Raw genomic sequence first — 17,321 nt, forward strand, 5'->3', positions numbered from 1 at the left:
TGTTTTCTATTGAAATCCTATTGATTAAAAGCCTGTTTTACTCTCTTGAAGCCTATATTCACTAGGGGTCATGGACACCGCTTTCCGAAATACCTGCGTAAAATGCCGCATATCCTGGTAGCCGACCCGCTCCGCGATATCCGTTATTTTGCAGGTCGAATGCTTAAGCAGCTCCTTAGCCTGCTCGATCCGAAGCTGAATGACATATTCCTTGTAGCCCATCCCGTTGCTTTGCTTGAACAAATGGCTGAAATAGACGGGATTCAAATATACGGCGGCTGCGACCTTCTCGAGCGTCAGGTTATTCTGGTAATTGTCCTGAATATACTTCAGCGCGGTCTGAACGATTACATTGTTGTTCGCTTCAGGCAGGCTTAGCTTTTCTACCGTCTCATCGGCTTGTGCCTGCATGAGCGTGACCTGCTTGGGGATATCGTCAAAAGCGGCCACCGGCTGTGAAACCTGCAGCCGGAACGCTCCGTTTAATGACTGGTTCAGCTCCGTTTGCAGCTTGGGAAGCATGTCCCCGTCCCTGAACGGCGCGGAAGCGAGAAACACGCCTAGCAACGAACGCTCCCCGAAGCTGACGCAAAACCCTTTGCCGCAGCTGCTCATCCACGCTGTCAGCGTTTCCTCCACTAGCAGATGCCTTCTGCGGGTATCCTCCTCAGGCAGCAGGCTGACCATAATCAGCCTGCTGCCTGCGTATTCCCGTGCAATCGGAGTCATATCGTAGTGGCCGGTATCAAGTCCCGAGGCCCAGCGCTGGAATACGGCTTCCCGAATATAGTGGATATGGCGGTCAAGCTGCTCAAGCTCCACTTTGAGCGAGCGTTCGGCACGTATCGCTTCATCTGCCTCCTGCAGCAATTCAATGACCTTCTGCTTGCCGACCGGCTTCAGCAAATAATCTTTTGCCCCGTAGCGAAGCGCCTGTTGGGCGAAGGAAAAATCCGAATACGCGGAGATGACGATCCATCGAATGTCCTCGTAGTCTTTTTTCCCAACCCGCAGCAGCTCAAGCCCACCCATTCCCGGCATCATTACATCAAGGAAAACGATGTCGACCTCCGGCAGGCAAGGCAGCGCCGCTTCCCCGGAATCGGCCGTTTGCACGATGGCCGACGGAAAGGCAGCCTCAATCGTCCGCTTCACCCCATTGCGTATCGTCGGTTCGTCATCCACAATCAGAATCCTCATAACGCCGCCTCCCTGTCTGCACGCCGAATCCCTTGAAATGGCAAGGTGATGATCACCTGTGAGCCTTGGCCAACAGCAGATCGGACCGTAAGCCCGTAAGCTGTCCCGAAGCGATAGGCCAGCCTGCGATGAACATTTGCGAGGCCTACGCCGGATCGCCCGCTTAAAGGTACTGAATTTTCAAACATCTCATTCATGACGGCAACCTTCTCCGGGGCAATGCCGATTCCGTTGTCCTCGATGGTGATGACGATATTCTGGTCTATGCGAGCGACCGCAATTCGGACAACCCCTCCGCTCCCCGCATGGCCAATGCCATGTATGACGGCATTCTCGACGATCGGCTGCAGGGTCATTTTCGGCAGGGTCAGATCGAGACCGTACTCTTCGCCTTCGAATTCGAATCTCAGCTTATTTCCGAAACGTGCCTGCGTAATGAGCGCATAACGCCTGATCTGCTCCATTTCTTCCCCAAGCGTCGCTGAGGAGCCATTCGACCAATCGCTGCTGTAGCGAAAAATGCTCGATAACGCTAACACGACATTGCCTAAATACTCGTTGTCCTTCTCATCGAGCATCCAATACACCATATCGAGCGTATTGTAGAGAAAATGAGGGTTTACCTGGGATTGAAGCGCATTCAATTGTGCGATTTTCTCGCTCTCGGACACCTGATTGTTTCGTTCAATCAGCTCGTTAATGCGCCGAACCATCTGATTGAAGCCCTCGGTCAGCAGCTCGGTTTCCTTAAACGATTTTAAAACCGGGGCTTCCTCAAACCTTCCTTGGCCAACCAGTCTCATATGCCGCATTAATTGCTTGAGCGGCGCCGTAAACGTAACCGAGACCAGCAAGGCGAATACGAGTGATACCACCAGCAAGCCGATCGTCAGACCGGTTAATAACCGCTGGATCGTATTGATCTCAACCGTCAAGTCGGATATCGGCGTTACGCTTACCGCATACCAGTTGTTCGTATTCAGCTTGGACACGACAATCTGCTCATCACCCGCAACAAAACGGCTGGACGTAGCGTTCTCGATCATTGGCAGCATGAAGCTTGGTTTCGACTGAAGCAAGGATACATCCAGATGGGCAATGACCTTATCCGACTCAGCAAGAAACGAAATCGTATGGTCTGTGACATTCATATTGCTCAAAATCGTCTGCAGCGCGTTCGGCTTAATCTCGATCAGCACCATGCCAATCGAATGGGATTTGTGCAAGTCCGTCAGCTTTCTTCCAAAGATGAATACGGGTCCCTTCTCGTTCTGATCAATAACCGAATGCTGCCTCATGCCAATCCAAACGGTTTCTCCTGCCGATCGCTTAATCTGCTCATACCACGCCCGGCTGGCGAAGTCCGGGTCGATCACTTGCGTACTGCTTCCATAGCTGTACAGGCCATTGTCCAGATTAAACAGGTGGATGCCCAGAACATCGTCCCAAGAATAATAAATTGATCCCAGCGCGTTCGTAATGGTCCTCTCGTTGATTGCCCTAACCGCTGAGTTCGACTCTTTCTTGCCAAGCAGGCGCTGTATATCGGTGTTTGTAACGATTGATCGGCTTAAGCTGTCATAGCCCTTCAAGAGCAGCTCGACATGCTCGCGTGCCTGGGACACGTTTTTGTAAGCCGCGTCGCCCAGCATGCTGTTGATTTGCTCGGTTGAGCGCTTTGAATACGATAATGAAAAGACGATAAGCAGGCAGAACGAACATGCAGAGAATAAAAGAAATAACCGTGTGCCGAATGAACGGAATTTGAACATTGTCATCATTATTGAACACCTTTTTCGTCGCAATATAATGAATAATGTCCGCATTATAACACGATATTTCAGCCTTTTATCGCTCCTGCAACCATTCCTTTCGTTATTTTTTCAGACAGTATGAAATAAATGGTTATAACTGGTATTGCACCCATTATCAAATAGGCTCCAATGGCTCCATGATTCGTTGAATACTGGCTGAAGAAGCTGTAAATCCCGAAAGGCAGCGTTTTTAAGCTTATTTTAGAAATAAAGGTCGAAGCCAGGATATACTCGTTCCATACGTCAATAAACGTCAGAATCGTCACCGTCATGAGCGGAGGAGCAATGATCGGCAGCATAATGTTAAAGAAAATGCGATAGACCGATGCCCCGTCCATGCTCGCGGACTCTTCGATTTCACGGGGCACCGTCCGGAAGAAGCCGGATAGTATAAACACCGCGATCGGAATCGCAAAGGCGATGTACGGCAGAATGAGCGAGAGATGCGTATTCAGAATGCCGATATTTTTGAAAATGACTACCAGCGGCAGCAGCGTCGATTGAATCGGAATCATGATGCCGATCAGGAAGAGCAGCATGACGGCCTTGCCCCATTTCCAATTGAAACGGGTAATGGCATACGATACCATCGCGCTTAATACGAGAGTGAACAGCAGCGTAATGCTCACCACGATCAGGCTGTTCGTTAAATATTGCAAATAATGTCCCGCGGTATAAGCCGAAGAGTAATTGTCCCACTGCAGCGAGGCTGGCAGCGACAGAAATTGCCCTGACATAATCTCCTTATTCGTCTTGAATGAATAAAGCAGCAGCCACACCAGCGGATACACCTGTGATACAAATAGAACTGAAAACAATATCCATACCGCTATTTTCCTCATTCGGTCCACCTCATTGCCTGTTATTCCTTCCCTTGCTTCCCGTGCATGTGCAGCTACTGCATGCTATCTTCGGAGCTTTTGAACAATTTATTGAGCAGCACCGTTGCGAGCAAACATTCGATAACGAGGAAGATGGAGATCGCACTCCCGTACCCGTACTCCAGCGCTGCAAATGTCTTGTTGTACATGTGGGTCGAGATGACCTCGGTCGCATGTGCCGGACCGCCTGCGGTCATCACCATCACCATGTCGAATACCTTCAAGGAGCCGATTACAGCTAGAACCATAGAGATTTTGAAGACAGGAACGACGAGCGGGAATGTGATGTAACGGTCTGCTTTCCAGCCATCTGCCCCGTCGATTTTGGCTGCTTCGTATACCTCCTGCGAAATATTCTGTATTCCGGTAAACTGAATCAGAATATGGTAGCCCAGATACTGCCAGAGCGATACGAAGAATAAAGCAAAAATCGATACCTCGGGATCGGCAAGCCACGTTCTCGTCCATGATTCCAAGCCTACGAAATCAAGCGCATTGTTCAACAGTCCTCCAAGCGAAGCCGGATTGTAGATCGATTTCCAAAGCTGCCCAATTACGACCACCGAGAGAATGACCGGCAGAAAGTAACTCGATACGAGGAAATTCGGCTTGCGCACATAACGGGTCAGAAGCACGGCAATGAGCAAGGCGATCGGAATCTCAGCCATCGAGAAGAAAGCAAACATGATCGTTCTCCACACCGATGGCCAAAAGACAGGATCATGAGCCAACATCGTTGAATAGTTGGACAAGCCAACAAACAGCTTCTCTCCGATACCGTTCCATTGGAACAGAGAATAATAGGCGGCGACAGTAATCGGTACAAATACGAGCACCACATATAAAATGAGGCAAGGGAGAACGAAAACCGAAAGGGTCAGTTTTGAAATTTTGGCGGCGTGCATCGAATTATCCTCTCCCTTGCATGATCTGGTTTCGTTTACTGGTTGTTGGTTTCAAATGCATTTTGATGCTCTCGAGCGGTATCTTCCGGTGGAATGGAGGATACGAACAGATTTTGAATGCTGTTGAGATGCGTCTGCGTCGTACTTGGATCCATCGTATTATCGAAAGCAATATCTCCGCCTTTTACCTTCTTGAATATATCGAGTACATCAATCGCCAGCTGCGAATAGCCAGCCTGTGCAAAATCCCCCTGTACGACTTGCGCCACGCCAACCGCGTTTTTGAATTCAAACGATACCTTCGGATAATTCGTCATAAAGTAATGTAGGAAATCCTTCGCTTCCTCTAGATGCGGGCTGTTCGCCGACAAAGCAAAGCCTGTACCCGGCCCCAGCATATATTCATCTAGATCGCCTTTGCCATCTACCGTAGGGAAAGGGAACACACCGACCTTGCCTTTGATTTCCGCGTCATCCATGGCCCCAGTCGCCCAAGTGCCCATGAAATACATCGCCGCTTTGCCGGAAGTAAATAGGCTCTCCGCAGAATCGTAGTCATAGGATGTTGCCCCTTCTTGGAAGCCCTTAGCTTCGATAAACTCACGGAACTTTGCCACAGATTGAACAAACGCAGGGTCCATGAAATCCTTCGTTTTCGCTTGAACTTCGCTCAGATAGCCCGGACCCGCTAGACGAAGGAGGATATTCATGAAGAAGTAGGAACCGGTCCATGTTTCCTTCTCGCCGACCACCATTGGGATGATTTGTTTGCTGTTGAAAGTCTCTGCCGCTTTGATCAAATCGTCAAAGGTCGTTGGGATGGCTACGCCCGCCTGCTCAAACAATTCTTTGTTGTAATAAATGACGGCAATGTTATTGCCATCAGGCAGTGCGTACACGTTATCGTCGAACGTATAGTAATCTAAAATGCCGCTATGAAAGCTTTCGCCGAGACCGTCACGGTCCAAAATATCATTGAGCGGCGCCAGCTTGCCGCCATCGACGAATGGCGCCATCTGCGCCGCTGCGTTCACAACCGTAATATCCGGCATATCGTTGGATGCCGCTTGCGTCTTTAGTTTAATTTTTTGCTGGTCGATATTCAGGGAATCGACTTCGATCTTGATGTTCGGGTTAGCTGCCATGTAATCATCCGTAATTTGTCTCATCACCTTATGCTGCACATCGGTAGCATCGGGATAATGATTTTGAAAGGTCAAAGTAATCTGTTTCTTAGATTCCCCACCTTCCTTGACAGCCGTAGTTGGCTGCACCGTACCGCCATTGTTTCCGCTGCATGCGGTTAACACGAATAGCAGGCCGCTCATCAGCAGTAAAGCAGAGTTTCGTTTTGCATGATTCAAACCTTTCATCCCCCTTGTCGAACGTTGTCATTCCTATCTACAATTATGGCCCGGACCGACTCTACTGACTATGCGTAAACTATAGGGAGAATGTTCAATTATTATAGAAATGTAAAGAAAACAACCTTTGAACATACAAAACAAAAAAGGCCTTCCAGTAATAGGAAGACCTTCTTGTATGCTTCATCTTAATGATCTGCAATCGCTACCCAATGCCCCTTCTTCACTTCAACAAAAGTCGAGTGCTCCAGTCCGTAAGGGTCGGCCTTGGCGGCTTCGGTATGCGGCACCGCTTTTTTCAACGATTCGACTTTTGGATCAGGTACGGGAATCGCCGCGAGCAGCGACTTCGTATAGGCGTGAATCGGATTGGCATACAGTTCTTCGCTTTCGGCAAGCTCGACGATTTTCCCTTTGTACATCACCGCGACGCGATCACTGATATGCTTGACCATCGATAAGTCATGAGCAATAAACAGATAGGTTAGGCCTAGCCGCTGCTGGAGCTCTTCGAGCAGCTTCACAATCTGTGCTTGTATGGAGACGTCCAATGCGGATAAAGGCTCATCGCATACGATGAACTCCGGCTCAACGGCGAGCGTCCGCGCAATACCGATCCGCTGGCGCTGTCCTCCGGAAAACTCATGAGGGTACCGCAGCGCGTGCGAAGCATTCAGCCCCACCATCTCCAGCAGCTCCTCCACGCGCCTTTGACGCTCCTGCTTCGTTGTTGCTATCCCATGCACATCGAGTGCCTCGCCAATAATATCAACAATGCGCAGCCTTGGATTAAGGGAAGCATACGGATCCTGGAAAATCATCCCCATATGCCGCCTCATCGTCTTCATTTCCGTCCGGTTCAACTGCTGCAGCGGAATGCCCCGATAGAGCACTTCGCCTCCTGTCGCTTCGTTTAGTCGAAGAATCGTGCGGCCAGCCGTCGACTTGCCGCTGCCGGATTCGCCGACCACCCCAAGCGTCTCGCCTGCCCGTATGTCGAAGCTTATATCATTAACTGCCTTAACAATCTGCCCCTTGCCCATATCAAAATATTGCTTAAGTGACCGCACCTGAAGCAGCGGTACATCATCCGCCTGCCTTGCGAGCGTCGGAGCAGGCTTTGCCTTTTTCTTCTCGTTCAGACGAGGCAGCGCGTTAAGAAGCTTGATTGTATAGGGATGCTGCGGATTCGCGAAGATCTGCTCCGTCGTTCCCGTCTCGACGATCTCGCCGTCTTTCATAACAACAACACGGTCGCACATGCCCGCGACTACGCCAAGATCATGCGTAATGAGAATAATAGACGTTCCCAGCTGCTTCTGTATATCCTTCATCTGATTAAGAATCTGCGCCTGTATGGTCACATCCAGCGAAGTAGTCGGCTCGTCCGCAATGAGCAGAGACGGCCGACATGCAAGTGCAATTGCAATCATAACCCGCTGACGCATACCACCGGAGAACTCATGGGGATACTGTAGGTAGCGAGCTTCACTATTCGGAATGCCTACAAGCTTCAGCATCTCAATCGCCTCGGCTTTGGCCTGCTGCTTGTTCAGCTTCCGGTGCTTGATCAAGCTCTCTTCGATCTGCTTGCCGATCCGCATCGTCGGATTAAGGGAGGACATCGGATCTTGGAAAATCATTCCGATATCGCGGCCTCTGATACCTTCCATTTCCTTATCGGACTTGAAGGCTAGATTCTGCCCTTGGAATAACACCTCGCCATTTTTTACCATAGAAGGCGGCGATGGCAGCAGCCTCATAATCGTGCGGGCAGTAACGCTCTTCCCGCTCCCGGATTCACCGACGATGCCCAGCGTCTCGCCTTTATGAACTTCAAAGCTGACATGGCGAACGGCTTCTATTTCCTTATCATGAGAAAAGAATGATACGGATAAATCGTTAACTTGAAGTAATGTATGCATATCGTCACCTACGTTGTTATTATTTTCCAATAAAATCCAAAAAGATTTCAAAAAGTAAGTAACTAATTTATATCTCTACCCTATTATATATTGTATAATGATTATAGTTTCAATCCAACCTTGAGGTTATTGACTTTTTTCTATCCTTAAAATAAAATCTACTATATCGATCGGAATAATGCAATTAAAAAAAGCTTGAGCGAAAAGGAGCGGACTAGCTTGATAGGGCACGCTACTGCAACGGGTAATGGCTTTGCTGATCGTTTGGCCGCCATATACCGCAAAATGTTATTACATCCATCTTACAGGCTGCTTCTCCTGCTTGCTGGAGCACCTGTTACGGTTATCGTTTATGTGGCGTATCAACTGCTCAAATCCAAGAGCGGCTACACTCGCATCGTGGAAGAAACGAGAAACAAGCTGCTGCAATCGGGTTATCTGGACGAGCTGCTTCTCGAAGCCCAGGACCAGCTGCAGCGGAAGCATCGCTTCTTCAAGCAGACGGTCAGCGCGGAGCAGACAGCTCGCGAAGCCAAACAGCTCGCCGCACGGAAGTTCGAAGAAACACTGCAAGCGCAGTTAAAGGAACGCATGTCTAGTGAGAGCGGCCTAAAGATTACGTTCGGCGACACTTACCATTCGCTGGCGATGAACCCTTTCTTTATCGTTCTTTCGGTTATCATCGGATTGCCCATGTATCTGCTGATGGCGATCTATGCCAATCCTTATGTGAAATATATCGTAGAACGGCTGTTCATGGCCATTTTCGTTATTTTCGGAGTCGCATTCCTAGTCTTCACGATTCTATACATCTCGCCGATGAATCCGGCAGCGAATCTGCTGGGCGAAACCGCTACAGCCGAACAAATAGCAACGTTCAACCATCTTTACGGATTGGATCAGCCTTATCTGGTTCAGCTATGGAATACGATTAAAGGCATATTAACCTTTGATCTTGGCAAATCATTTGCTGGCAACGAGAACGTAACAACGGCAATCGCGAATAAATTTCCGGTTACGCTAACCTTAACGTTTATCTCGACGTTGATCGCTGTTCTGATCGCCCTGCCAATTGGAATCCTGTCCGCTACAAGGCCGAATTCCTTTCTCGATTATACCTTTATGTTCATTGCCTTGCTTGGACTGTCCATTCCCAACTTTTGGCAAGGGCTAATCTTCATCCTAAATTTCTCTATTAAGCTGCCCTGGTTGCCCGCCACTTATAATCCCGACAATTGGCTGTCCGCGATTATGCCAATCGTCGTGCTTGGTACGGGACTAACGGCTGCAGTAGCCAGAATGACGCGCTCCTCGACGCTGGAGGTCATTCATGAGGATTATATTACGACCGCCAAAGCAAAAGGGCTCGCACGCCGGCATGTCTTGTGGAAGCATGCTGTCGGCAACGCGCTTATCCCGATCATTACGGTTATCGGCCTCCAGTTCGGCGGCATGCTCGGCGGAGCAGCCGTCACGGAGAAAGTATTCAATATTAGCGGTATCGGAAGCTATATCGTAGACAAGCAGTTCATTCCCGATATCCCGAGCATTATGGGCGGAGTTGTCTATACAGCTATTACCATTTCTATCGTGAATGTGATTGTCGATTTGCTGTACGCGTTTTTTGATCCGAGAATTCGTTCCAAAATGAAACAATACTAAAGCAGGTGCTACTTTTGACGAATCCGTCCATCACCAAGCAAGAAGTCCAGTTCCGGCTGAAGTCCAGTCAGGAGTATGGGCAAGCAAGCTTCTCAGGCATCGTATCCTTGGCTCTGGCGATTGTCCTGCTGCTGAACAGCTATATGCCCAGCACGGGAGCTTTCAAGCCTGCCGTACTTATAGCCGGTCTCGCCTATATCGTGTTTACGCTGTTTCAGTTCGGCGTATGGGCGCTAATTCGCAGGGATCTCATTCGAAATGGTGCCATAAAACGTTCTACGAGGTCACTCGGATATGTGTTGCTGCTCAGCTTGCTGAGTGCCAACATATTCATCGCCACCTCTGCTTTCCAGCTTGTGAAGGCGAAGAAAAGCGCTGCCTATACGCTGGCCGCGTATGCATGGCTTACAACGGTGCTCGTTTTCGCCGTTTCCGCGCTTAATCTATTCAAGCCTTATGTAGCAAACGGATTTCTGACTGGCATGTTTCTGCTGATTATAGCCGCTGTGCTGCAGCTTGCCGCACTGCTTCTTATCGCTAGGCATGCCGACAAGGTCATTTTGCCTCGCTGGATGTGGGCGGTTGCTGCCGTGCTTCTCTTGACCTCGGTCAGCGGCAATTTGTTCGCCTTGTTCCTCGGGCTGCTGCTCATCTCCAAGCTTCGCGACAAGGGGCATACGGCCGGTTCCAAGCTTGGCGAAGTGGTAGAGCGCCTTTCCCGAAGCTCAACTTCGATGCTCGGGCTGCTCTTTATTCTGTTTTTGCTTACGTTGTCCATTACGAGCTATCTGACCTTCGATTACGGCATGGCCATCGATAACAATTACAGCTTCATTCTGCAATCGCCGGATCTAGCCTATCCGCTTGGTACGGATAATTTCGGCAGAGATTTATTTTCCCGGATCGTGTTCGGCGCACGAATCTCATTGGTCGTTGGCCTCATGTCCACGCTCATTCCGGTTGTGATCGGCGGCGCGCTTGGCGCCATCTCCGGTTATTACGGACGCCATACGGACAACGTAATCATGAGAGCGCTGGATATCCTGTATGCCATTCCCGGTATATTGCTCGCCATCGCCATCATTGCGGCATTCGGCGCAAGCACCGTCAATCTCATTCTAGCGCTGAGCATCGGAGCCATTCCGACCTATGCCCGAACGATGAGAGCGAACGTGATGCTGGTCTCCACGCTTGAGTATGTGCAAGCTGCGCGCGCGTTCGGTGCAAGCGACGGCGCCATTCTGTTCAAGCACATCGTGCCGAACTCCATCGCGCCCATGATCGTGAAGTCCACGCTTACGATAGGCACGGCAGTCATCTCGACCAGCAGCTTGAGCTATCTAGGACTTGGCGTAGAGCCGCATATTCCGGAATGGGGCAACATCCTCAAGCTTGGCAGCGCGTACCTGGAGACGCATGCCTATACGGCCATTTATCCCGGTCTTGCCATTATTGCGCTCGTACTCTCGTTCAACTTCCTTGGCGACGGCCTGCGCGATGCACTCGACCCGAAGCTGGACTAAATCCAGCTTTATAAACACGTAACTCATTCATATTCCATCGACTTCTACGTTACGAAACCATGAACGGACGATGAATGAATGTGAGTTAAATATAGAAATAGAATATATATCTGGAGGGAATACCATGAAGAACAAAACCAAGCTTGGCGCTTTGCTGCTGCTCAGTGCTTCTATTATGCTCAGCGGTTGCAGCGTAACCACTAAGAACGACGCCGCGGAATCACCGAAGCCGACTGAAGGAACAGAACCAGTCGTTGACAGCAGCCCGGCTGATATCGAACTGCTCGGCATGAGCAGCAATGAGGCTGACATTAACATTATCCGCGATCAGCTGACTAAAAACGGCTTCAACGTGAAGCTCAATGTACAAGCTGATTACGGCAGCTTCAAGTCACAGCAAGACGCTGGCAACTACGATATCGCATTGTCCAGCTGGACAACAGTAACTGGAAATCCGGATTACGCGGTTCGTTCCCTTTTCAAAACAGGCGGGGACTACAGCATTCTAGCGGATGCCGATATCGATGCTCTAATTGATGCTGCTGGCGCTCAAACACCGGCAGAGTATACGGAAACCTACAAGCAATTCGAGCAGCAGCTCGTATTCGACAAAGCCTATATTGCTCCACTGTACAATTCCTTGAAGGCACAAGCGTTCAACCAAGAAGTATTGAACAAAGATTCCGTTCGCATCTCGAAATCCCGTTCGCTTCCATGGGAAGCTCTTGATTTCAAAGACACAGCCAAGCGCGCCAAGGATGCGTTGGTACTGCAATCGACGATGCCGACCTTGACATCGCTTGACCCGATCAAGGGCAATGACGGCTCCATCAATATTATCAATACCAATATGTACGTTCGCTTGGTGAACCTGACGGATGACGATAAAATCACTTCTGACGGCTCCCTGTCTTACAATCATGCAATTGCTGAAGGTAATTCTGATTACTACTTTATCCTAAGAGACAATATTAATTTCGCTCAAATTAAAAACAAGCTTGCCGTAGATACAGGCGAGCGTGTAGGTGCAGACGATGTTATCTTCTCCCTTGATCGGGCGAAAGACAAAAACTCCGTGCCTGACCACCGTACGTTCACGCTTCATGAGCATATTTCAAAAATCGAACTTGTTACCGACGCAGCTTCGCTTGATAGCGTAAAAGTAACAGGCGGCGGCGATAGCGTGAAAGCTGCTCTAGAAAAAGGCCTAGGCGCACCGATTTCTTCACTTGTATCCGACAAAACGCAAGCAAACAGCAAAGAGGGCAAATACCAGGTCGTGAAGCTTACGACTACCGAGCCTTTCCCGCAAGTACTGAACTATTTGGCTCACCAATCCGCTGGTATCGTATCCAAGAAACAAGTGGAGAGCATCAATACGTATGACGTAGCCAAATTCGATGTGAACAAAGACATCCCTTACGGCGACCAGAACACAGTAACGGAAGGCAAAGCATACAACAACACGCTTTATACAAGCGGTCCTTACATCCTTTCCAGCAAAAATGATTACGAAGCTATTTTCTACAAAAACCCTGCTTACTTTAAGGGCACAGACAATGAACCAAAAATCAACAATATCAAAATCCGTTTCATCAAAGACGCGGACAGCAGCTTATCCGCGCTGCGCAGCGGCGAGATCCACCTTTACTACGGCGTTGCCGAAACGAAATACGATGTAGTTAAGAGTGATAGCAAGCTGACGCTTCAAACGATTCCGAGCAACGCGGTTTCTTACCTGCTATTCAACACAAAAAACCGTCCGGTAGCAACTAGCGCTGATTTGAGAAAAGCCGTGCTTTACTCCATCAATCAAGACGAGATTCTTGCCTACTACGGCGGCAATAAATTCAAAGCGGTATCCACGCTGAGCCCGCTTGTTGACACGGGATTAGAGCTGAAAGCCGATTCGGCGAAGGTGAAGGAATTCCTGTCTGCATATAACGCAAGCAAATAAATCTCTATAACAGAAAAAGACTGCCTCAGCTCATCCATGGTGACGGGGCAGTTTTTTTCGCATTTGGCTGATCATATGCAAAACGAAAAGGAGCAACTAAACATGTCCAATATCAATAAGCCAGAAGCAAGTCTCTCTCAGTGGGATGCCCTTATGCTGGAATCGCTTAAAGCACATGGCTGGGCGAATGAAGAATTGATTAACCGAGTTCATACGGGGGATCTTCCTGCGGATAATAGCAAATTCCAATTTGATTATACAGGGTTAATCGCGTTTGCTGCCGAGAATGCGAGCAGCTTCGAGCAAGCCGTGAAGCAGGGCTATCACATCAAATATAATACGATTCGCGGCATTCACAGCTGGATCCTCGTCGCGCTTGGGCAAGAGGCTGAGCTGCTGCTGGAGCCTGGCCATGAGGCGGTAGTTGCAGCCTTGTCAGAGAGTGAAGCCCAGCAACTAACCTCTGTCCTCTCTTTTGGGTGGCAACTGGTTCTGCTAAGCGATGCGCAAGCCTCGGGCGGCAAGGCTTCATACCGGATTGAGCCTATCCAACGTTGATTCCAAACGATTACAGACCAAATAGGATCTTTCGATCAGCATACTCTGCTCATAGAAAGATCCTATATAGAAAGATCTTATTCATAAGAGCGATTTAGATCGCCCTCATACGATTATTCCTTGGGTTATGCTCGACCTCAGCAAGTCCCAATTGCTCCATCAACGGCGGGATATACATACCGAATCTCCCACGGAATCCTTTCTTCAGCCCATACCACCCGCCAATCGGGTTTTCTGCTGAGCGGCCCCATGCTTCTACAGTACCCGCTTTCGCAGGCTTCTGCTCGTCGGCGCTGCCAAGCTCCATCCAGTCACCATGCTGCTTGAGCATAGCATGCAGGTCTTCGATACAACGATAGTCATAATGCAGCACCGTTTTCCCTACTGTGCAGACTATGATTTCTTTTCCATCCTTTTCATCCTTATACATTTCATACTCCGAGGATAGCGGCGGTGTTTTAAGCTGCCATGGATTCTCTTTCGTTCCCATTGCTTCAGGCAAGTCCTCATCTCCTACTGATAGTTTCCGACCCTTGCCAGTATATCATCTTTTCAGCCTCTCACTCTGCAAAACCCCATTGGCATCCACGCGACAGGCGAATTATAATGTTGCAGACGCTTCACCCACTAAGGAAACTAACTGCTCAGAGTCGAACGACTGCCCCTGACGCAGCTTGATCGTCTTCCTCTCTGGGGGGCCATCGAACAATCCCTCTGGGAGCGATAATGCACTCGCATTAAATATTGTGAAGCTTACCGCGTCCTTTGACGCGGAAATAACGGCTGCATATTTTCCATTGTGCAAAAAATGAGGTTTTTTGTACTGCATCCGCTCCTGAATACCCGGAACAGCGGCATGCACGACCTCGCGCAGCTTGCTGCAAAGCTCCCCCTGCCATGGCTCTTTCACCGTTTCAATAAAATTCGATACTTCCTGATTCATCTCTGATTCTCCTTTTCGCCGATCGTATTTTACGATACTTATCCTCTGGAGGCCGGCTGTATGAAGACGGGCCAATATTTGCCTAACTTCCAAATATCATCTTCTTTTGAGCATACCGAGCTGGTCCCGCAGATCAGTCTCTAAGGCCAAGCCTGTCGAGCTGTTCAGCAAGCTAACTTCCTCGCAAAGCAGACGAAGCTCGATCTCTCCCTCCCCGCTGACGCTGGGGTTCGGCATGCGAAGTGCCCAGCGTATAGCCTCCTCTTCGGATTCCACATCAATCAGCGTGAACCCTGCAATAAGCTCGCGCGGGTCCTCGAATGGTCCCGCCAACACTTGCGGCAGCCCCCCGTTCTCAGCATAGGATATGCGTAGTCCGCTTGCGCTCGGCTGTAGACCTTCTGCTGCGAGAAGCTTACCCGCGCTTGCTAAAGCTTCATTGAACGCTGACATACTCGCAATAAGCTCATCGCTTGGCCTCACGCCTGCCTCGGAATATTTAGTCGCTTTCACAATCAACATATATCGCATATGATTTCCCTCCCGTCTTGGAATGCAGGCCTTATGCAAACCTGCCTCTATATAAGCGACGAACGGGAAGCTCGATATTCGACAGACACCATAACCTTCACAAAATATTTTCTCGCAAGCGTAAACGGCTGGCGCCGTCCTCTAAGGCAAAAGCAGTCGTATCGCGGATATATATATAAGCGCATTTATATGTGAATACATTTAAATGCCTATATATCAAAAAAAAGTCTCCTTAGCCGCCGTCAATCCGGGGCAGGAGACTTGCTTCTTATTCACTCGCATTCTGCCGCCCGTCTAAGGAGGAGCTCGCGCTCACGCGCATTGCGTGTCATGGATGCGGCTCGTTCGAACTCTTCTCGAGCTTCATCCATACGGTCCAGCTTAGCCAGGAGATCCGCGCGCACGCTCGGCAGCAGATGATAATCCTTCATTGCGGGCATAGCTGTCAGTTCATCAACAAGCTGCAACCCAAACGCTGGACCAAAAGCCATCGCAATAGCTACCGCACGGTTCAATTCGACGATCGGCGACGGCATGACGCGTGACAAAGCTTCATACAAAGCGGAAATGCGCACCCAATCGGTATCGGCAGCTTGCCGCGCTTTCGCATGGCATGCGGCAATGGCAGCTTGAAGCGCATAAGGCCCCAGCGGGCGGCCCAGCTTCTGCGCACGGTCAAGCGCAGCCAAGCCGCGCCTGATGAGCAGCTGATCCCAGAGAGCACGGTTCTGATCCATCAGCAGGATCGGCTCGCCCTCAACGTTTACCCTCGTTTTGAACCGTGAGGATTGAATCTCCATCAAGGCAACTAAACCGTGAGCCTCCGGCTCTTCGGGTGCGATCTCAGCCAGCACGCGTCCTAGCCGCAGCGCCTCCTGACAAAGCAATGGCCGCAGCCAGCTGCCGCCCGAGGTCGCTGCATAACCTTCATTAAACATGAGATAAATGACCTCGAGCACCGTTGACAGCCTATTCTTAAGCTCTTCGCCTGCGGGAACCTCGAAATCAACCCGCATGGCGGTGAGCGTGCGCTTCGCACGAACAATACGCTGCGCGATGGTCGATTCCGCGACGAGAAAAGCATGCGCGATTTCATCCGTCGTGAGTCCGCACAACAAACGGAGCGTTAGCGCTACGCGTGCCTCCGGGGATAATGCCGGATGGCATGTCGCAAAGATGAGCCGTAGCAGATCATCTCCAACCTCGCCATCTAGCGACATGTCCACCTCCTGCTCCGTATACAGCTCGCTTCCGCGCCCTACCTCTTCGTATTTCTGTTCGCGCAGCCTGCTCCTGCGGATCAAATCAATCGCGCGTCGCTTAGCCGTCGTCATCAGCCATGCGCCCGGATTATCGGGAATTCCAGCTTCCGGCCATTTCTCCAACGCGATAATGAGCGCATCCTGAGCAAGATCTTCCGCGAGTCCCACGTCGCGTACGATGCGTGCCAGCCCAGCGATCAGCTTAGCCGACTCTATTCGCCAGATTGCATCAATCGTTCGCTGGACGGCTTCCTTCGTCATTGCTTCTTAGATCCTTCCATTTTCTCCCGAAGCGCGACTTCCATCGCCAGCGTTTCCGGATTTTGCGTCAAATCCTCCGCCCCCATTATCTGCCGCAGCTCAATTTCCCCTTGACCGTTGCCATGCGGATCCGGCATCCTCATTGCCCATTCAATCGCTTCTTCCCGCGACTTGACTTCAATAAGCGTATAACCCGCGATAATCTCTTTCGCCTCCGTAAATGGACCATCGACCACTTTCGGTTTCTCTCCCGGATTCGGATATGATATGCGAATCCCGTTAGAGCTTGCTTGCAGCCCATCTGCAGCGAGCAGTACGCCTGCCTTGGCCAATTCCTCATTGTAGCGCAGCATCGCCTCCAGCAGCTCCTGACTTGGCATAACTCCTGCCTCGGAATCTGTCGTACCTTTAACAATCATCATAAATCTCATCGTTATTCCCTCCTGAATGTATGATGGATACGCAATGACTAGCCCTCATTCCAACGGCCAATCCCGCTCCTATATAACCGACGAATAAGGGCAGATATAATCGA

At 50.0% G+C, this 17,321-nt stretch carries 15 protein-coding genes; 4 read left to right on the forward strand and 11 right to left on the reverse strand.

The annotated features are described in order from the left end of the window. Positions 1-24: 24 nt before the first annotated feature. The 6 genes from AB4Z29_RS21580 to AB4Z29_RS21605 form a co-directional block, all read right to left on the reverse strand. Positions 25-1,200: a response regulator transcription factor gene (locus tag AB4Z29_RS21580; protein WP_441945059.1), complete on the reverse strand. Its 1,176-nt coding sequence runs from the start codon at positions 1,198-1,200 to the stop codon at positions 25-27. Continuing rightward, positions 1,197-2,981: a cache domain-containing sensor histidine kinase gene (locus AB4Z29_RS21585; RefSeq protein ID WP_441945060.1), complete on the reverse strand. Its 1,785-nt coding sequence runs from the start codon at positions 2,979-2,981 to the stop codon at positions 1,197-1,199. The genes AB4Z29_RS21580 and AB4Z29_RS21585 overlap by 4 nt, the downstream gene beginning before the upstream one ends. A 59-nt stretch (positions 2,982-3,040) precedes the next feature. After that, positions 3,041-3,856, reverse strand: coding sequence for a carbohydrate ABC transporter permease (locus AB4Z29_RS21590; protein WP_441945061.1), 816 nt, complete (start codon positions 3,854-3,856; stop codon positions 3,041-3,043). Positions 3,857-3,909: 53 nt separating this feature from the next. Continuing rightward, complete coding sequence (locus AB4Z29_RS21595) at positions 3,910-4,800, reverse strand: carbohydrate ABC transporter permease (protein WP_441945062.1); 891 nt, start codon at positions 4,798-4,800, stop codon at positions 3,910-3,912. A 35-nt stretch (positions 4,801-4,835) separates the two neighbouring features. Continuing rightward, positions 4,836-6,173, reverse strand: a complete 1,338-nt coding sequence (locus AB4Z29_RS21600; protein WP_441945063.1) for an extracellular solute-binding protein — start codon at positions 6,171-6,173, stop codon at positions 4,836-4,838. Positions 6,174-6,352: 179 nt separating this feature from the next. After that, positions 6,353-8,089, reverse strand: a complete 1,737-nt coding sequence (locus AB4Z29_RS21605) for an ABC transporter ATP-binding protein (RefSeq protein WP_441945064.1) — start codon at positions 8,087-8,089, stop codon at positions 6,353-6,355. A 219-nt stretch (positions 8,090-8,308) separates the two neighbouring features. Between AB4Z29_RS21605 and AB4Z29_RS21610 the strand changes: the two genes are divergently transcribed. The 4 genes from AB4Z29_RS21610 (at position 8,309) to AB4Z29_RS21625 (ending at position 13,789) form a co-directional block, all read left to right on the forward strand. Further along, a complete protein-coding gene (locus AB4Z29_RS21610) occupies positions 8,309-9,751 on the forward strand; it encodes an ABC transporter permease (protein ID WP_441945065.1) in 1,443 nt (480 codons plus the stop codon). A gap of 14 nt (positions 9,752-9,765) precedes the next feature. Continuing rightward, positions 9,766-11,274 carry an ABC transporter permease gene (locus AB4Z29_RS21615; RefSeq protein WP_441945066.1) on the forward strand — a complete coding sequence of 503 codons (1,509 nt, stop codon included), beginning with the start codon at positions 9,766-9,768 and terminating at the stop codon, positions 11,272-11,274. A gap of 124 nt (positions 11,275-11,398) precedes the next feature. After that, positions 11,399-13,231 (forward strand): ABC transporter substrate-binding protein, encoded by a 1,833-nt coding sequence (locus AB4Z29_RS21620; RefSeq protein ID WP_441945067.1) that lies wholly within the window; start codon positions 11,399-11,401, stop codon positions 13,229-13,231. 102 nt (positions 13,232-13,333) lie between these two features. After that, positions 13,334-13,789 (forward strand): hypothetical protein, encoded by a 456-nt coding sequence (locus AB4Z29_RS21625; RefSeq protein ID WP_441945068.1) that lies wholly within the window; start codon positions 13,334-13,336, stop codon positions 13,787-13,789. 94 nt (positions 13,790-13,883) lie between these two features. Here AB4Z29_RS21625 and AB4Z29_RS21630 read toward each other — a convergent pair whose 3' ends face one another. From AB4Z29_RS21630 to AB4Z29_RS21650, 5 genes are all read right to left on the reverse strand, one after another. Beyond that, entirely contained in the window at positions 13,884-14,291 is a 408-nt protein-coding gene (locus AB4Z29_RS21630; RefSeq protein WP_441945069.1) for a DUF6855 family protein, read from the reverse strand. Between the two features lie 99 nt (positions 14,292-14,390). Continuing rightward, positions 14,391-14,732, reverse strand: coding sequence for a DUF1801 domain-containing protein (locus tag AB4Z29_RS21635; RefSeq protein WP_441945070.1), 342 nt, complete (start codon positions 14,730-14,732; stop codon positions 14,391-14,393). A 96-nt stretch (positions 14,733-14,828) separates the two neighbouring features. Continuing rightward, positions 14,829-15,263, reverse strand: a complete 435-nt coding sequence (locus tag AB4Z29_RS21640) for a YciI family protein (protein WP_441945071.1) — start codon at positions 15,261-15,263, stop codon at positions 14,829-14,831. A gap of 272 nt (positions 15,264-15,535) precedes the next feature. Further along, a complete protein-coding gene (locus tag AB4Z29_RS21645; protein ID WP_441945072.1) occupies positions 15,536-16,786 on the reverse strand; it encodes an RNA polymerase sigma factor in 1,251 nt (416 codons plus the stop codon). Beyond that, entirely contained in the window at positions 16,783-17,217 is a 435-nt protein-coding gene (locus AB4Z29_RS21650) for a YciI family protein (RefSeq protein WP_441945073.1), read from the reverse strand. Before AB4Z29_RS21650 ends, AB4Z29_RS21645 begins: the two co-directional genes overlap by 4 nt. Positions 17,218-17,321 lie beyond the last annotated feature (104 nt).

Source organism: Paenibacillus sp. 2TAB23, assembly GCF_052115165.1.
Classification (GTDB): Bacteria; Bacillota; Bacilli; order Paenibacillales; family Paenibacillaceae; genus Pristimantibacillus.

Bases quoted from the DNA above. Each gene is read 5' to 3' on its own strand.
- AB4Z29_RS21600 (WP_441945063.1), bottom strand. From the start codon at position 6,173: ATGAAAGGTTTGAATCATGCAAAACGAAACTCTGCTTTACTGCTGATG.
- AB4Z29_RS21620 (WP_441945067.1), top strand. From the start codon at position 11,399: ATGAAGAACAAAACCAAGCTTGGCGCTTTGCTGCTGCTCAGTGCTTCT.
- AB4Z29_RS21595 (WP_441945062.1), bottom strand. From the start codon at position 4,800: ATGCACGCCGCCAAAATTTCAAAACTGACCCTTTCGGTTTTCGTTCTC.
- AB4Z29_RS21650 (WP_441945073.1), bottom strand. From the start codon at position 17,217: ATGAGATTTATGATGATTGTTAAAGGTACGACAGATTCCGAGGCAGGA.
- AB4Z29_RS21590 (WP_441945061.1), bottom strand. From the start codon at position 3,856: ATGAGGAAAATAGCGGTATGGATATTGTTTTCAGTTCTATTTGTATCA.
- AB4Z29_RS21645 (WP_441945072.1), bottom strand. From the start codon at position 16,786: ATGACGAAGGAAGCCGTCCAGCGAACGATTGATGCAATCTGGCGAATA.
- AB4Z29_RS21625 (WP_441945068.1), top strand. From the start codon at position 13,334: ATGTCCAATATCAATAAGCCAGAAGCAAGTCTCTCTCAGTGGGATGCC.
- AB4Z29_RS21580 (WP_441945059.1), bottom strand. From the start codon at position 1,200: ATGAGGATTCTGATTGTGGATGACGAACCGACGATACGCAATGGGGTG.
- AB4Z29_RS21640 (WP_441945071.1), bottom strand. From the start codon at position 15,263: ATGCGATATATGTTGATTGTGAAAGCGACTAAATATTCCGAGGCAGGC.
- AB4Z29_RS21635 (WP_441945070.1), bottom strand. From the start codon at position 14,732: ATGAATCAGGAAGTATCGAATTTTATTGAAACGGTGAAAGAGCCATGG.
- AB4Z29_RS21585 (WP_441945060.1), bottom strand. From the start codon at position 2,981: ATGATGACAATGTTCAAATTCCGTTCATTCGGCACACGGTTATTTCTT.
- AB4Z29_RS21605 (WP_441945064.1), bottom strand. From the start codon at position 8,089: ATGCATACATTACTTCAAGTTAACGATTTATCCGTATCATTCTTTTCT.